Annotated in this window: 13 protein-coding genes; 12 read left to right on the forward strand and 1 reads right to left on the reverse strand. The window is 71.0% G+C overall.

All coding sequences use genetic code 11. The features are described 5' to 3' along the window. The first annotated feature begins 71 nt into the window (after positions 1-71). The 5 genes from AC0B9F_RS16440 to AC0B9F_RS16460 all read left to right on the forward strand — a co-directional run bounded on the left by AC0B9F_RS16440 (position 72) and on the right by AC0B9F_RS16460 (position 4,988). Complete coding sequence (locus AC0B9F_RS16440; protein WP_472003117.1) at positions 72-1,157, forward strand: S-(hydroxymethyl)mycothiol dehydrogenase; 1,086 nt, start codon at positions 72-74, stop codon at positions 1,155-1,157. Beyond that, a complete protein-coding gene (locus AC0B9F_RS16445) occupies positions 1,154-1,789 on the forward strand; it encodes an MBL fold metallo-hydrolase (protein ID WP_472003119.1) in 636 nt (211 codons plus the stop codon). The genes AC0B9F_RS16440 and AC0B9F_RS16445 overlap by 4 nt, the downstream gene beginning before the upstream one ends. Positions 1,790-2,175: 386 nt before the next feature. Then, entirely contained in the window at positions 2,176-2,538 is a 363-nt protein-coding gene (locus AC0B9F_RS16450) for a bifunctional 3-phenylpropionate/cinnamic acid dioxygenase ferredoxin subunit (protein WP_472003121.1), read from the forward strand. Further along, positions 2,535-3,695, forward strand: coding sequence for an NAD(P)/FAD-dependent oxidoreductase (locus AC0B9F_RS16455; protein ID WP_472003123.1), 1,161 nt, complete (start codon positions 2,535-2,537; stop codon positions 3,693-3,695). Before AC0B9F_RS16450 ends, AC0B9F_RS16455 begins: the two co-directional genes overlap by 4 nt. 159 nt (positions 3,696-3,854) lie before the next feature. Then, entirely contained in the window at positions 3,855-4,988 is a 1,134-nt protein-coding gene (locus AC0B9F_RS16460) for an aromatic ring-hydroxylating oxygenase subunit alpha (RefSeq protein WP_472003125.1), read from the forward strand. Positions 4,989-5,143: 155 nt separating this feature from the next. Here AC0B9F_RS16460 and AC0B9F_RS16465 read toward each other — a convergent pair whose 3' ends face one another. Then, positions 5,144-5,941 (reverse strand): IclR family transcriptional regulator, encoded by a 798-nt coding sequence (locus AC0B9F_RS16465; RefSeq protein ID WP_472003127.1) that lies wholly within the window; start codon positions 5,939-5,941, stop codon positions 5,144-5,146. Positions 5,942-6,098: 157 nt separating this feature from the next. Here AC0B9F_RS16465 and betA point away from each other — a divergent pair, with 157 nt between their 5' ends. The 7 genes from betA (at position 6,099) to AC0B9F_RS16500 (ending at position 16,944) form a co-directional block, all read left to right on the forward strand. Then, positions 6,099-7,769, forward strand: a complete 1,671-nt coding sequence (gene betA / locus AC0B9F_RS16470) for a choline dehydrogenase (RefSeq protein WP_472003129.1) — start codon at positions 6,099-6,101, stop codon at positions 7,767-7,769. Positions 7,770-7,772: 3 nt separating this feature from the next. After that, entirely contained in the window at positions 7,773-8,609 is an 837-nt protein-coding gene (locus tag AC0B9F_RS16475) for a methylenetetrahydrofolate reductase (protein ID WP_472003131.1), read from the forward strand. 144 nt (positions 8,610-8,753) lie between these two features. Then, complete coding sequence (locus tag AC0B9F_RS16480; protein ID WP_472003133.1) at positions 8,754-10,223, forward strand: aldehyde dehydrogenase family protein; 1,470 nt, start codon at positions 8,754-8,756, stop codon at positions 10,221-10,223. Between the two features lie 20 nt (positions 10,224-10,243). Continuing rightward, positions 10,244-11,335 (forward strand): quaternary amine ABC transporter ATP-binding protein, encoded by a 1,092-nt coding sequence (locus AC0B9F_RS16485; protein WP_472003135.1) that lies wholly within the window; start codon positions 10,244-10,246, stop codon positions 11,333-11,335. Continuing rightward, positions 11,335-13,311, forward strand: a complete 1,977-nt coding sequence (locus AC0B9F_RS16490; protein ID WP_472003137.1) for an ABC transporter permease — start codon at positions 11,335-11,337, stop codon at positions 13,309-13,311. The genes AC0B9F_RS16485 and AC0B9F_RS16490 overlap by 1 nt, the downstream gene beginning before the upstream one ends. 13 nt (positions 13,312-13,324) lie before the next feature. Then, entirely contained in the window at positions 13,325-14,287 is a 963-nt protein-coding gene (locus tag AC0B9F_RS16495; RefSeq protein WP_472003139.1) for an ABC transporter substrate-binding protein, read from the forward strand. 218 nt (positions 14,288-14,505) lie between these two features. Then, a complete protein-coding gene (locus AC0B9F_RS16500) occupies positions 14,506-16,944 on the forward strand; it encodes a GcvT family protein (protein ID WP_472003141.1) in 2,439 nt (812 codons plus the stop codon). The last annotated feature ends 94 nt before the right edge of the window (positions 16,945-17,038 follow it).

A 17,038-nucleotide genomic window follows, 5' to 3' on the forward strand; every position in this document is an offset into this window, starting at 1 on the left:
CTGTGTTGCGAAATGCGAGATGCGTATCGCAATAGGCAACATCTCGATCCCCTGTCAGCCGAGGAGTGGCCATGGCTCAGCAGGTCCGCGCTGTCGTCGCACGCAGCAAGGGTGCACCCGTCAGTCTGGAAACGATCATCGTGCCCGATCCCGGTCCGGGCGAGGCGCTCGTCAAGATCGAGTCCTGCGGGGTCTGCCACACCGATCTGCACTACCGCGAGGGCGGCATCAGCGACGACTTCCCCTTCCTGCTGGGGCACGAGGCCGCCGGTGTCGTGGAGGCGGTGGGCGAGGGCGTCACCGACGTGGCGCCCGGTGACTTCGTCGTCCTGAACTGGCGCGCGGTGTGCGGACAGTGCCGCGCGTGTCTGCGCGGCAGGCCCTGGTACTGCTTCAGCACGCACAACGCCAAGCAGAAGATGACCCTGACCGACGGCACGGAACTCTCGCCGGCCCTCGGCATCGGCGCGTTCGCCGAGAAGACCCTGGTCGCCGCCGGGCAGTGCACCAAGGTGAACCCGGCCGCCTCCGCGGCCGCGGTCGGCCTGCTCGGCTGCGGCGTCATGGCGGGCATCGGCGCGGCGATCAACACCGGCAACGTCGGCCGCGGCGACACCGTCGCCGTGATCGGCTGCGGCGGCGTCGGCGACGCGGCCATCGTCGGGTCCAGGCTGGCCGGCGCCGCGAAGGTCATCGCCGTCGACCTCGACGACCGCAAACTCGCCACCGCAGAGAAGCTGGGCGCCACCCACACGGTCAACTCCAAGGAGACCGACGCGGTGGAGGCGGTGCGCGAGCTGACCGGCGGGTTCGGCGCCGACGTCGTCATCGAGGCCGTCGGCCGCCCGGAGACGTACACCCAGGCCTTCTACGCCCGTGACCTCGCCGGCACCGTCGTGCTGGTCGGGGTGCCCACACCGGAGATGAAGCTGGAGCTGCCGCTGCTGGACGTCTTCGGGCGGGGCGGGGCGCTGAAGTCGTCCTGGTACGGCGACTGCCTGCCCTCCCGCGACTTCCCGATGCTCGTCGACCTCTACCTCCAGGGCCGTCTCGACCTGGACGCCTTCGTCACCGAGACCATCGCGCTCGACGACGTCGAGAAGGCCTTCGAGCGGATGCACCACGGCGACGTCCTGCGCTCGGTGGTGGTCCTGTGACGGCCGGCGCGCGCATCGAACGCCTCGTCACCTCGGGGACGTTCTCCCTGGACGGCGGCACCTGGGACGTCGACAACAACGTGTGGATCGTCGGGGACGACGACGAGGCCGTGGTGATCGACGCCGCGCACGACGCCGACTCCATCGAACGGGCCCTGGGTGGACGCGCGCTGCGCGCCATCGTGTGCACCCACGCGCACAACGACCACATCGACGCCGCGCCCGCCCTCGCCGACCGCACCGGCGCCCCGATCCTGCTGCACCCCGAGGATCTGCCGCTGTGGCAGCAGACCCACCCGGACCGCAAACCCGACGGCGAGCTGGCCGACGGACAGCGCCTCACGGTCGCGGGCACGGAGCTGACCGTGCTGCAAACCCCGGGCCACGCGCCCGGAGCCGTCTGTCTGCACGCGCCCGCGCTGTCCGCGCTGTTCAGCGGCGACACGCTGTTCGCCGGCGGGCCGGGAGCCACGGGACGCTCGTACAGCGACTTCCCGACCATCATCGACTCCATCAGGGAGCGTCTGCTCTGTCTGCCGCACGACACCGTCGTGCACACCGGGCACGGCGACACCACCACCGTCGGCGGCGAGGCGCCGCACCTCCAGGAATGGATCGACCGCGGTTTCTGACCCGCCGCCCGGCGTGATGGCGGCCCTGCCCCGGCACCGGCGGCAGGGCCGTCGCCGCACCCTGCGAGCCGTCCCCCAGGGCGCGCCCGCTCTGGCTCACCTGTGCTCCCGATGGCGCGCCCACCTCTCTCGCCTGTGCTCCCGGCGGCGCGCCCGCCCCTGCCTCACCCGGCCCCGGCGGCGCACCGAACTCCTGCCTCACCCGGCCCCGGCGGCGCGCCGAACCCCTGCCTCACCTGCGCTTTCGCAGGCTCTCCGGCCTGCCCGGAGAACGTCGCACGACCCCGCGCAACCAGCCCGGTGAACGCCTTGACAACGCTTCTCGGCGGCCCGCAGACTGGCGTTGCGCTAACCGCAATCCGTTTCGCTATACGCACCGAGGTGTCATGATGATTCCCGCGTGCCGTCTCGCGGATCTGCCGCGAGGCGAGGCCCACCGGCTCGACATCGACCCGCCGGTCTCGGTGTTCCACACCGACGACGGCGAGCTCTACGCCATCGACGACACCTGCACCCACCAGGACGCCTCGCTCGCCGACGGGTGGCTGGAGGGCTGCGAGGTCGAATGCCCGCTGCACGCCTCGAAGTTCGACCTCAGGACCGGGGCGGTGGACGCCCCGCCGGCCAAGCTCCCGGTCCGCACCCACGAGGTCGTCGTCGAGGACGGCATGATCCACGTCCGGCTGTCCACCGAGGCGCCCAACCTGCCCCCGTGCATCGCCGCCCGCCTGGCCGGAGGCCCCGCGTGAGGACCGTCGCCGTCGTGGGCGCCTCACTGGCCGGCCTGTCGGCCGCGCGCTCGCTGCGGCAACGGGGCTACGACGGCCGGCTGGTCGTCATCGGCGACGAGCCCCACCGCCCCTACGACCGGCCGCCGTTGTCCAAGGAGTTCCTGGCCGGAACGCTCGGCGAGGCGGACCTCGCCCTGGAGCGCGACGGCGAGGAACTCGGGGCCGAGTGGGTGCTCGGCACCCGCGCCACCGCGCTGGACCGCACCCGGCGGGCGATCGGGCTCGCCGACGGACGGGAGATCCGCGCCGACGGCGTGGTCCTCGCCACCGGCGCCGCCGCCCGCACCCTGCCCGGCACGGACGGCCTGGCCGGCGTCCACACCCTGCGCACCCTGGACGACGCCCGCGCCCTGCGCGACGAACTGGCCCTCGGCGGACGGCTGGTGGTGATCGGCGGCGGCTTCGTCGGCGCCGAGGTCGCCTCCACGGCGTACACCCTCGGCCTCGACGTCACCGTGATCGAGGCGGCCCCGACTCCGCTGGCCGGACCGCTCGGCCCGGACATGGGCGCGGTCGTCTCCGCCCTCCACGCCGACCACGGCGTACGGCTGCTGTGCGGGGCCGGCGTGAAGGGGCTGAGCGGCGAGCGGCGCGTCGACGCCGTCCTGCTGGAGGACGGACGCACCGTCCCCGCGGACATCGTGGTCGTCGGCGTCGGGGCGCGCCCCTGCGTCGACTGGCTGCACGGCTGCGGTATCGCCCTCGACAACGGCGTCACCTGCGGCTCCGACGGCCGCACCAGCCTCGCCGGCGTGGTCGCCGTCGGCGACTGCGCCAACTGGTACGACCCGCACACCGGCACGCATCGCCGTGTCGAGCACTGGACGGGCGCGCTCGAACGGCCCGACGCCGCCGTGGCCACCCTGCTCGCACACGGAGCGCGCGAACCGGGGACGCCCCGGCCGCCGTACTTCTGGTCCGACCAGTACGGCGTGAAAATCCAGTTCACCGGGCACGCCGCCGGCGCCGACAGCGTGACGGTCGAGGCGGGCCGCACCGACGAGCGCAGTTTCCTCGCCGTGTACCGGCGGGCCGGCACGCCTGTCGCCGCGCTCGGGATGAACCAGCCGCGACTGTTCACCCGCTGGCGCAAGCAGCTCGCCGCGACCTCTTGACACCTCTCTCGCGGCCGCCGATGCTGCGTTGCACATCGCACGCGACGTTGCGTCATGAGCAACAAAGCGATCGCATCACGCTTCTCACAACGCCGTCCGAAGCCGCTCTTCCCGGCGCGTGACCCACCGACCCACGACGTTCTCCCGAGGAGTGCATCCGTGACCTCGACCAGCCTGCCCGACAGCCTGATCGCCACCCTCCCCGGCTCCTCCTACACCGACCCGGGCGTCTTCGCCCAGGAACAGGAGCGCATCTTCGAGGCGATGTGGTTCTGCGTCGCGCGCGCCGGTGACCTGCCGAAGCCCGGCGCCTTCCGCACCGTCGACGTGGGCCGCGAGTCCCTCCTCGTCACCCGCGCCCGTGACTCCTCGATCCGCGCGTACTTCAACGTGTGCCGGCACCGCGGGGCCAAGCTCTGCACGGAGGAGACCGGCGAGGTCAAGCGCGCCTTCCAGTGCCCGTACCACGCCTGGACCTACGACCTGAACGGCAAGCTCGTCGCGGCGCCCAACCTCACCAAGATGCCCGACGTCGGCCGCACCGAGTACGGCCTGGTGAGCGTGGCCGTGCGGGAATGGCTCGGCTATGTCTGGGTGTGCCTGGCGGAGAACCCGCCCTCCTTCGAGGACGACGTGATCGGCGCGGTCGTCGAGCGCCTCGGCGACGTGGCGGCGATCGAACGCTACGGCATCGAGAACCTCGCGGTGGGCAAGCGGATCGTCTACGACGTGCAGGCGAACTGGAAGCTCATCATCGAGAACTTCATGGAGTGCTACCACTGCGCCACGATCCACCCCGAACTCACCGAGGTGCTCCCGGAGTTCGCCGACGGCTACGCCGCGCAGTACTACGTCGGACACGGCGCGGAGTTCGGCGAGGAGGTCAAGGGCTTCACCGTCGACGGCTCCGAGGGCCTGGACCGCATCCCGGGCGTGGCCGAGGAACAGGACCGGCGCTACTACGCGATCACCGTCAAGCCGCAGGTCTTCATCAACCTCGTGCCCGACCATGTGATCTTCCACCGCATGTACCCGGTCGCCGTCGACCGCACGGTCGTCGAGTGCGACTGGCTCTATCTGCCCGGTGTCGTGGAGAGCGGCAAGGACGTCAGCCGGTCCGTGGAGCTGTTCGACCGGGTCAACCGCCAGGACTTCGACGCCTGCGAGCGCACCCAGCCCGGCATGAGCTCGCGGCTGTACGCCAAGGGCGGGGTGCTGGTGCCCAGCGAGCACCACATCGGCGCCTTCCACGACTGGGTGAACGAGCGGCTGGGCACGCGGCAGCCGGAATGAGGCGGGGCAGGACGCCCGGGGCCCGCGCGGGGGGCGTACGCGGGCCGTGCGACGGTGGTGCTCCGGGAACCGTGTGCGGCGGTAGTGCTCCCGCAGTGGTCCGGGAGCGTGTGCGGCGGTCGCTGCGGACGTTCAGCCCAGGTAGCGCCGGACGCTCAGCCCAGGTATCCCATGCGGTGGCTGATCTCGTCGGCACCCTTGACCAGCACCGGGGCCAGCTCGTGCATGCGCTCCTCGGTGAACCGGTAGGCGGGGCCGGAGGCGCTGATCGACGCGATCACCTGGCCCTCCCGGTCCCGGATCGGCGCCGCCATCGCGTGCAGCCCGATCTCCAGCTCCTCCAGCGTCCAGGCGTACCCGCGCTCCCGGGCCTGGGCGAGATCCTTCTCCAGCCTGGCCTTGGAGGAGATCGTGCGGGGCGTGACCTTCTTCAGACCCGACTCGGTCACCAGCGCGGCGCGCTCCTTGGCCGGCAGATGCGCCAGCATGATCTTGCCGCTGGAGGTGGCGTGCAGCGGAGTGAGCTGGCCGACCCAGTTGTGGGCGGTCACTGCGGCCGTGCCGCGCACCTGGTAGAGGTTGATCGCGTACTGCTCCTGCATCACGGCGATGTTGACCGTCTCGCCGATCTCCTCGGCGAGGCGCTCGCACACCGGCCGGCCCTGCTGGGTGATGTCGATACGCCCCGTGACGGCGCCGGCCAGGCGCACGATGCCGAAGCCGAGCCCGTACTTGCCGCGCTCGCCCGACTGCTCCACCAGGCCCCGCGCCTCCAAGGCGCCCAGCAGGCGGAACGCGGTGGACTTGTGCACGTCCAGTTCGGCGGCCACCTCGCTGACGCCCGCCTCGCCGCGCTGGGCCAGGATCTCGAGCACGCTGATGGCGCGGTCGACGGACTGCACGCCACCGGACGGCGAGCCGTGCGTTTCGGTATCCGGACTGTAGTTGCTCATAGCGGAACTATACGCGCGGTAAACAACGCGATGGCAAGTGACGCAGCGTGAACGGAGAATCTCGTAAGTTGCGCCGTCCGCAACCTGGTGCGTATAGCGCTACCCGTACTAGCATCCGTCGCGTATTCGACGGCGCGACCGAGTGAGACGAGGCACCATGGCTGTCCTGCACTACGACTTCGTCATCGTCGGCGGTGGATCGGCCGGCAGCGCACTGGCGAACCGGCTCTCGGCCGACCCCGGCAACCGGGTGCTCGTCCTGGAGGCGGGCCGCTCCGACTACCCCTGGGACGTCTTCATCCAGATGCCCGCGGCCCTGACCTACCCCATCGGCAGCCGCTTCTACGACTGGAAGTACGAGTCCGAGCCCGAACCCCACATGGGCGGCCGGCGCATCTACCACGCCCGCGGCAAGGTGCTCGGCGGCTCCAGCAGCATCAACGGCATGATCTTCCAGCGCGGCAACCCCATGGACTACGAGCGCTGGGCCGCCGACCCCGGCATGGAGACCTGGGACTACGCCCACTGCCTGCCGTACTTCAAGCGCATGGAGAACTGTCTCGCCGCCGACCCGGACGACGAGTTCCGCGGCCATGACGGGCCCCTGGTCCTGGAGCGCGGCCCGGCGAGCAACCCGCTGTTCGGCGCGTTCCTCGAGGCCACCCGCGAAGCCGGCTACGCCCCCACGGACGACGTCAACGGCTACCGGCAGGAGGGCTTCGCCAAGTTCGACCGCAACGTCCACCGCGGGCGCCGGCTGTCGGCGTCCAAGGCGTACCTCAAGCCCGTGCGGAAGCGGCCGAACCTCACCGTGACCACCCGCGCCCTCGTCACCCGCGTCCTGTTCGAGGGCAAGCGCGCCGTCGGTGTCGAGTACCGGCGCGGGCGCGGCGCCCCGCAGCAGGTCAGGGCCGGCGAGGTCATCCTGTGCGGTGGCGCGATCAACTCCCCCCAGCTGCTCCAGTTGTCCGGCGTCGGCAACGCCGCCGAGCTGTCGGCCCTCGGCGTCGACGTCGTCCACGACCTGCCGGGCGTCGGCGAGAACCTCCAGGACCACCTGGAGGTCTACGTCCAGTACGCGTGCAAGCAGCCCGTCTCCATGCAGCCGTACATGGCGAAGTGGCGCGCCCCCTTCATCGGGCTGCAGTGGCTGATGCGCAAGGGGCCGGCCGCCACCAACCACTTCGAGGCCGGCGGCTTCGCGCGCAGCAACGAGGACGTCGAGTATCCCAACCTGATGTTCCACTTCCTGCCGGTCGCGGTCCGCTACGACGGCTCCTCGCCGGCCGGCGGCCACGGCTACCAGGTGCACGTGGGTCCCATGTACTCCGACGCCATCGGATCGGTGAAGATCAAGAGCCGGGACCCGCGGGTGCACCCGGCGCTGCGCTTCAACTACCTCTCCACCGAGCAGGACCGCCGGGAGTGGGTCGAGGCCATCCGGGTCGCCCGCCGGATCCTCGGTCAACCGGCGCTCTCCCCTTACAACGGCGGTGAGATCTCGCCCGGACCCTCCGTCGAGACCGACGAGGAGATCCTCGCCTGGGTGGCGAAGGAGGGCGAGACCGCACTGCACCCCTCGTGCACGTGCAAGATGGGCACCGACGACATGTCGGTCGTCGACCCGCTCAGCATGAAGGTGCACGGCATGGAGGGACTGCGCGTGGTGGACGCGTCGGTGATGCCGTACGTCACCAACGGCAACATCTACGCGCCCGTGATGATGGTCGCCGAGAAGGCGGCCGACCTCATCCTCGGCAAGCAGCCGGCGGCGCCGTCCAAGGCCGCGTACTACCGGCACCGCGACGCCCAGCAGCAGGTCTGGTAGCGGATGTCCGCCGCCGAGACCCTGCGCTTTCTGCTCGGCCGCGTCCGCTACGAGGTGCTGCCCGCGAAGGCCACCGAGGACAAGGTCCTCGCCCATGTCCCGCGCGACGTCGTGGTCACGGTCACGGCGTCGCCGGTCAAGGGACTGGAGCCGACGCTCGCCCTCACCGAGCGGCTCGCGGCGCACGGGTACCGGGTCGTCCCGCATGTGCCCGCGCGGCTGCTGCGCGACGACACGCACCTCAAGGACGTGGCCGAGCGGCTGCGCGCGGCGGGCGTCGACGACGTCTTCGTGCCGGCGGGCGACGCCGACCCGCCGGCCGGACCCTACGAGGGAGCCCTGCCCGTGCTGCGCGGGCTGGACGAGCTGGGCGGGCCCTTCGCGCACCGGGGCATCACCGGCTATCCGGAGAGTCATCCGCTGCTCAGCGACGACATCACCGTCCAGGCCATGTGGGACAAGCGGGCGCACGCCACGTACATCGTCAGCAACCTCTGCTTCGACCCGCGTGTGCTCGGCCACTGGATCAACCGCGTCCGGCACCGGGGCGTGACGCTGCCCGTGTACGTCGGTGTCGCCGGGCCCGTGCAGCGGACCAAGCTGCTGGCCATGGCGACGAAGATCGGCGTGGGGGAGTCGACGCGCTTCCTGACCAGGCACGCCTCGTGGTTCGCGCGGTTCGCCACGCCCGGGGGATACGCGCCGGACAGGCTCCTGCGGCGCGGCGCCGAGGCGCTCACCGCGCCGTCGGCCGGGGTGCGGGGCCTGCACCTGTTCACGTTCAACCAGATCGCGGAGACCGAACGCTGGCGCCGTGCGCTGCTCGAACGCCTCGGCTGAGCCGGTCCCGCCGCCCGTCGGCCTTCCGGCACTGGTGTGAACAGGGGTCCGCAGACCTCTTGACGGTGGTCGCCGAGTCGGTCAGGGTGTTCCACCACAAGCAATGCGATGCACAATGCGCAACGAAACCTGAAGGGTCGGCGCATGGCAGATCTGTATGTGGACGGCGAATGGCGCGCCCCCGTCGCCGGTGGCAGCCGGGAGATCCGCTGCCCGGCGGACGGCACCCTCGTCGCGACGGTCTCGGAGGCGACACGCCCCGACACCGAGGCGGCGATCGCCGCGGCACGGCGCGCCTTCGACACCGGCCCCTGGCCCCACACCCCCGAACGCGAGCGCGGCGCCCTGCTGTTGCGCACCGCCGGCATCCTGGAGCGCGACGCGAAGGAGTTCGCCCGCGCCGAGTCCCTCGACACCGGCAAGCGCCTGGTGGAGAGCGAGTACGACATCGCCGACGTCGTCTCCTGCTTCCGCTACTACGGCGGCATCGCCGGCAGCGACGCCGGCCGGGTGGTCGACACCGGCCGCGACGACGCCGTCAGCCGCGTCACCTACGAACCGGTCGGCGTCTGCGCACTGATCACCCCCTGGAACTACCCGCTGCTCCAGGCCTCGTGGAAGGTCGCCCCGGCCCTGCTTGCCGGCAACACGATCGTGCTGAAGCCCAGCGAGCTCACCCCCTCCACCTCCGTCCTGCTGATGAAGGCGCTCGAAGAGGCGGGGCTGCCGGCCGGTGCGGGCAACCTCATCCTGGGCGCCGGCGCCGAGGCGGGCGCCCCGCTGGCCGAGCACGCCGCCGTCGACATGGTCTCCTTCACCGGCGGCCTGGACACGGGCCGGCACATCATGGCCACCGCAGCGGCGACGGTGAAGAAGGTCGCTCTCGAGCTCGGCGGCAAGAACCCCAACGTGGTCTTCGCCGACGCCGACTTCGAGGCGGCCGTGGACTTCGCGCTCACCGCCGTCTTCCTGCACTCCGGGCAGGTCTGCTCGGCCGGCGCCCGTCTCGTCGTCGAGGACACGATCCACGACGCCTTCGTCGACGAGGTCGTCCGCCGGGCCCGCAGGATCCGCCTCGGCGGGCCCTTCGACCCGGAGGCCGAGACCGGTGCGCTGATCTCCGCACAGCACCGGGACAAGGTCGAGGCGTACGTCGCCGCAGGCCTCGCCGAGGGCGCCGTACTGCGCTGCGGCGGGGCGCGCCCCGACGACCCCGCGCTCTCGGGGGGCTTCTACTACCTGCCCACGGTCCTCGACGCATGCCGCCAGGACATGCGCGTGGTGCACGAGGAGTCCTTCGGCCCCGTCCTCACCGTCGAGCGCTTTCACGACGAGGACGACGCCGTCCGCATCGCCAATGACACCGAGTACGGACTCGCCGGGGCCGTCTGGACGCAGGACGCCGGCAAGGCCCAGCGGGTCGCGCGCCGGCTGCGCCACGGCACCGTCTGGATCAACGACTACCACCCCTACGTACCGCAAGCCGAATGGGGCGGCTTCGGACACTCCGGCGTGGGCCGCGAACTGGGGCCGACCGGCCTCGCCGAGTACCGAGAGCCCAAGCACGTCTGGCAGAACATCCAACCCCGGCCGCAGCACTGGTTCAGCGGCTGAACGCCGAAAAGAGGTCGAACGTGACCACAGCACAGACCGAGGTGCCGCAGCGGCGCCGCACGTCCCAGAACCCCGAGGACCGCACCCCGGTCATCTCCGTGCGCCGGCTGTGGAAGGTGTTCGGGCCCAAGGCCGACCAGGTGCCGCAGTCCGAGGAGCTGTGCGGGCTCACCCGCCGCGCACTCATGGACCGCACCGGATGCACCGCCGCCGTGCGTGACGTCAGCTTCGACGTCTCGCCCGGCGAGGTCTTCGTCGTCATGGGCCTGTCCGGCTCCGGCAAGTCCACCCTGGTGCGATGTCTGACCCGGCTGATCGAACCCACCTCCGGCGAGGTCGTCTTCGAGGGCGAGGACATCCGCGACGCCGACGCCAAGCGGCTGCGCGAACTGCGCCGCCGCAAGTTCTCCATGGTCTTCCAGCACTTCGGCCTGCTGCCGCACCGCAAGGTCGTCGAGAACGTGGCCTTCGGCCTGGAGATCCGCGGCATGGGCCGCTCCGAACGCGTCCGCCGCGCCCGCGAGGTGGTCGACCTCGTCGGCCTCGCCGGATACGAGAACTCCTACCCCGACCAGCTCTCCGGCGGCATGCAGCAGCGCGTCGGCCTCGCCCGCGCCCTGGCCGGCGACCCCGAGGTCCTCCTCTTCGACGAGCCGTTCTCCGCGCTCGACCCGCTGATCCGCCGCGACATGCAGAACGAGGTCATCCGCCTGCACCACGAGGTCGGCAAGACGATGGTGTTCATCACCCACGACCTCTCCGAGGCCCTCAAGCTCGGCGACCGCATCCTCATCATGCGCGACGGCAAGATGGTCCAGTGCGGCACCGGTGACGAACTGGTCGGCGCCCCCGCCGACGACTACGTACGCGACTTCGTCCAGGACGTGGCGCGCGGCGACGTCCTCACCCTGCGCTGGATCATGCGCCCCGCCCAGCCCGACGACGCCCTCGACGGCCCCGAACTGGGCCCGGACGTCGTGGTGCGCGAGGCCACCCGCGCCGTGCTCGCGGCGGAGAAGCCGGTCAAGGTCGTCGAGAACGGCAAGCTGCTCGGCATCGTCGGCGACGAGGAGATCCTCGCCGTCGTCGCCGGGCAGGAGGGCGGTGCCTGATGGCCGCCGTCGCCGACGCGACCGCGCCCCTCGCGCCGCTGCGCGAGAAGATCAGCCGCCCCATGGTGGTGGCGGCGATCTTCGTGGCCTGGCTGGTGCTCTTCGCCGTGCTGCGCGGCCGGCAGACCCTCACCCTCGCCGCGGCCGACCTCACCGCACTGCACCGCTGGCTGAACGACGTCAACGACACCATCGGCGCCAACCGCAACTCCAACCCGCTCTTCCTGTACTTCTTCAACGAGATCCGGCTGGGCATCGACAACCTGGTCACCTTCGTCCAGTCCCTGATCTCCCAGCCCACCGCCGGACGCCCGGTCCCGCAGATCGGCTGGCTCGGAGTCGTCGGCCTCGCCGGCTACCTCTCCTGGGCCGTGGGCAACTGGCGGGTAGCGCTGCTGGCCGTGGCCGGCTTCACCTTCTTCGGGCTGCAGGGCCTGTGGCAGGAGAGCATGGACACGCTGGCGCTGACCCTCGCGGCGGTCGTCGTGGCACTGGTCATCGGCATCCCGCTCGGCGTCTGGGCCGGTCTGTCCGACCGGTTCAACAAGGTCATGACGCCGTTCCTGGACTTCATGCAGACGATGCCGACCTTCGTCTACCTGGCCCCGCTGACCCTGGTGTTCCTCATCGGCGGCGCCTCCGCCGTGATCACCACGGTGATCTACGCCGCGCCGCCCGCCATCCGCATCACCGCGCACGCCATCCGCTCCGTGCCCGAGACCACCGTCGAGGCCGCGGACTCCCTCGGCACGACCCGCCGGCAGCTGCTGCTGAAGGTGCTGCTGCCGATGTCGAAGCGCACGGTCGTCATGGGCGTCAACCAGACCATCATGGCCGCGCTCGCCATGGTGACGATCGCCGCCCTGATCGACGCGCCCGGCCTCGGCAAGACCGTCGTCCAGGCCCTGCAGTCGCTCGACGTGGGCACCGCGTTCAACGCCGGTCTCGCCATCGTCGTCATGGCCATCGTGCTCGACCGCGTCACCACGGCGGCCGCCGGCCGCGCCGAGACCGCCCGGCGCACGAGCGGACGAGCGGCGTGGTGGCGCCGGCCGCTGCTCGCGGCGGGCGGCGTCGGCACCGCCTTCCTGCTCTACGTCTCCCACACCTACGTCTACGCGGCCGCGTTCCCCGGTGACGGCACCGTCGGCACGCACATCGCCCGCGCCGCCGACGCCACGACCACCTGGCTGCAGGACCACCTGTCGGGACTGACCAACGCCCTGCGCGACATCATCACCAACGGCCTGCTCAACCCCTTCCAGACGCTGCTCACCGACTCCCCGTGGTGGCTCGTCGGCCTCACCCTGGTCGCGCTCGGCGCGGTCCTCGGCGGCTGGCGCGCGGCGGCCACGGCCGCCGCGTGCGTCGGGCTGCTCGTCGGCACGGGCCTGTGGTCGGACGGCATGACGACGCTGGCGTCCACGGCGGTGGCCACGGTGCTGGTGATGCTGTTCGGCGCCGTCTTCGGCGTGTGGATGGGGCGCAGCGCGCTGGTGGACCGGCTGGTGCGGCCCACCCTGGACGCGGCCCAGGTCATGCCGCCGTTCGTCTATCTCGTGCCGTTCCTCGCCCTGTTCGGGGCGACCCGGTTCACCGCGATCGTCGCGGCCGTCGTCTACGCGGCGCCGGTCGCGATCAAGATCATCGCGGACGGGGTGCGCGGCGTGCCCGAGGCCACCGTGGAGGCGGCCACCGCGGCCGGCTGCAACACCTGGCAGATCATCACCAAGGTCCAGCTGCCCGTGGCCCGCAGCGCCCTGACGCTCGCCACCAACCAGGGGCTGATCTACGTGCTGTCGATGGTCGTGGTGGGCGGCCTGGTGGGGGCCGGCGCCCTCGGCTACGACGTCGTGGCCGGATTCTCGCAGGGACAGCTGTACGGCAAGGGCCTGGCGGCGGGGCTCGCCATCGTCCTGCTGGGAGTCATGTTCGACCGGATCACTCAGGCCGCGGCGCGACGCACCCGGGCATAAGGAGCACCACACCATGGCACGACACTGGAGAACCGGCGCGGCCGGCCTGACCGTCCTCGGCCTGACGCTCACCGGGTGCGTGGGAGCGAAGGTCGGCGAGGACACGTCCGCCGCGAAGAACGCGGACGGCACCTGCGGCACCTTCAACCTGGCCGTCAACCCGTGGGTGGGCTATCAGGCGGACGCGGCGGTCGTCGCGTACGTGGCCCAGCACGATCTCGGCTGCAAGGTCAACAAGAAGGACCTGAAGGAGGAGATCGCCTGGCAGGGATTCGGGACCGGCGAGGTCGACGCCGTCCTGGAGAACTGGGGCCACGACGACCTGAAGAAGAAGTACATCAGCGGGCAGAAGACCGCCGTCTCCGCCGGGCAGACCGGCAACAAGGGCGTCATCGGCTGGTGGGTGCCGCCGTGGCTGGCCAAGGCCCACCCGGACATCAAGGACTGGCGCAACCTCAACAAGTACGCGGCGCAGTTCCGGACCTCCGAGTCCGGCGGCAAGGGCCAGCTCCTCGACGGCGACCCGTCCTACGTCACCAACGACGCGGCGCTGGTGACCAATCTGAAGCTGAACTTCAAGGTGGTGTACGCGGGCAGCGAGACCGCGCTCATCCAGGCGTACCGCAACGCGGAGAAGAACAAGCAGTGGCTGATCGGCTACTTCTACGAACCGCAGTGGTTCATGACCGAGGTGCCGCTGGTCAAGGTCGGCCTGCCGGCGTACAGAACCGGCTGTGACGCCGACGCGGCCAAGATCGCCTGTGACTATCCCGTGTACGGCCTGGACAAGATCGTCAGTACGCGGTTCGCCGCGTCGGGCAGCCCGGCGTACAAGCTGGTGAAGAACTTCCACTGGACCAACGAGGACCAGAACGTCGTCGCCAAGTACATCGCGGTGGACAAGATGTCCGACGACGCGGCGGCCAGGAAGTGGGTGGAGGCGAACCGGGACAAGGTGGAGGCCTGGTTGAAGTAACGGGCCCTAACCGCACAGCTGTTGAGGACGCCCGGCGGGCGGCACGCGCACCTGCGTGCCGCCCGCCGGGCATCGCCGCGTCCGGGCCGGTTTCCGCGCTGTTCCCCGACGTCACGCACCCCTTGACACCCATCACGGCGACAGGCAGATTGAGTTGCGCAACCTGAATCGAGTTGCGCAGAAGGCAACTGAGCGGTTTCGAGTTCGGAGGTTGGGCGATGGCGGGACCCCGAGTGGTCATCATCGGAGCGGGCGTCGTGGGAGCGGCCCTCGCGGATGAGATCTCCGCACGCGGCTGGACCGAAGTGACCGTGGTCGACCAGGGCCCCCTCCCGGCCACCGGGGGCTCCTCCTCGCACGCCCCCGGCCTGGTCTTCCAGACGAACGCCTCGAAGACCATGACGGAGCTGGCCCGCTACACCGTCGACAAGCTCAGCTCCCTCGACGTCGACGGCAAGCCCTGCTTCCTCCAGGTCGGCGGCCTCGAAGTGGCGACCAGCCCCGAGCGCCTCGCCGAGCTGCGCCGCCGGCACGGCTGGATCACCTCCTGGGGCATCGAGGGGCGCCTGCTCACCCCCGACGAGTGCGTGCAGCAGCACCCGCTCCTCGACCGGGACAGGATCCTCGGCGGCCTGCTGATCCCCACCGACGGCCTCGCCAAGGCCGTCCTCGCCGTCGAGGCGCAGATCCGCCGGGCCGGCGAGCGCGGTGTGCGCTTCCTCGCCCGCCACGAAGTCCTCGACATCAAGCAGAGCGAGGGCCGCGTCACCGGCGTCGTCACCGACCACGGCGAGATCGACGCCGACATCGTCGTGTGCTGCGCAGGCATCTGGGGCCCGAGGATCGCCCGCATGGTCGGCATGAACCTGCCGCTGACCCCGCTCGCCCACCAGCTCGCCTGGACCGGCCCGGTCCCCGCCCTCGCCGGCCAGACCGAGGAGGCCGTCCGCCCGATCCTGCGCCACCAGGACGCCGACCTCTACTACCGCGACCGCTACGACGGCCTCGGCATCGGCTACTACGGCCACCGCCCCATGCCGGTCTCCGCTGACGACATCCTCTCCGTGGACGAGGCCGAGGAGATGCCCTCGGTGCTGAAGTTCACCGAGGAGGACTTCGAGCCGGCCTGGACCGAGACGCAGTCCCTGCTCCCGGCGACACAGGAGGCGAAGGTCGAGGAGGGCATCAACGGCCTGTTCTCCTTCACCACCGACGGCTACCCCCTGCTCGGCGAGTCCCCGGACGTCAAGGGCTTCTGGGTCGCGGAGGCCGTGTGGGTCACCCACTCCGCGGGCGTCGGCCGGGCCGTCGCCGAATGGCTGGTCGACGGCTACTGCTCCTCCTTCGACCTGCACGAGTGCGACGTCAACCGCTTTGAACCCCACCAGCTCTCCCCGGAGTACGTCCTGGCCCGAGACTGCCGGAACTTCGAGGAGGTCTACGACATCCTCCACCCCCTGCAGCCCTCCGGCGAGCCCCGCCCGATCCGCACCAGCCCCTTCTACGCCCGCCAGCAGGAGCACGGAGCCTTCTTCCTCGAGGCGAACGGCTGGGAGCGCCCCCAGTGGTACGAGGCCAACGCCCGCCTCGTCGAGGGCCGCGAGATCCCCACCCCCAACGACTGGGCGGCGCGCTACTGGTCCCCGATCGTCGGCGCCGAGGCCCAGGCCACCCGCGAGACCGTCGCCCTGTACGACATGACGGCCCTCAAGCGCCTGGAGGTCACCGGCCCGGGTGCCGCGGCCTTCCTGGAGCGGCTGTGCACCGGCAAGATCGACAAGTCGGTGGGCTCGGTGACGTACACCCTGCTCCTCGACCACGACGGCGGCATCCGCAGCGACGTCACCGTCGCCCGCCTCGCCCGCGACCGCTTCCAGGTCGGCGCCAACGGCAACCTCGACCTCGACTGGTTCACCCGGCACCTGCCCGCCGACGGCACCGTCCAGGTCCGCGACATCACCGCCGGCACCTGCTGCGTCGGCCTGTGGGGACCGCTCGCCCGCACAGTCCTGCAGCCCCTCACAGAGGAGGACTTCTCGAACGAGGGCCTGAAGTACTTCCGCGCCAAGCACGCCTACATCGGCTCCGTCCCGGTGACGGCCATGCGACTGTCGTACGTCGGCGAACTCGGCTGGGAGCTGTACACCACCGCCGACCAGGGCCTGAAGCTGTGGGACACCCTGTGGGCCGCGGCCGAGCCGCTCGGCGGCGTCATCGCCGGCCGGGGCGCCTTCAACAGCCTGCGCCTGGAGAAGGGCTACCGCTCCTTCGGCACCGACATGACCTACGAACACGACCCCTACGAGGCCGGCGTCGGCTTCGCCGTCAAGCCCGACAAGGGCGACTTCATCGGCAAGGCCGCGCTGGAACCGCGCAAGGCCGACGTGCGGCGCAGGCTCACCTGCCTCACCGTCGACGACCCGCAGGCCGTGGTCCTCGGCAAGGAGCCGGTGTACGCCGGTGAGCGCGCCGTCGGTTACGTCACCAGCGCCGCCTACGGCTACACCATCGGCAAGGGCATCGCCTACGCCTGGCTCCCGGCCGAGCTCACCACCCCCGGCACCACCGTGCACATCGGCTACTTCGGCCGGCGGATCGAGGCGGTCGTCGCCGAGGAGCCGCTGTTCGACCCGGCCATGTCCCGCCTGCGGGGGTGAGGGCCGCGCCCCGAAGGGGCCCGGGGCTGTGTCTGACATGCGGCTTCCGCCGCGTGGGCGCGACCAGCCACGACGCACCCGCAGATCTACGACA

Source organism: Streptomyces sp. NPDC097129 (assembly GCF_055668065.1).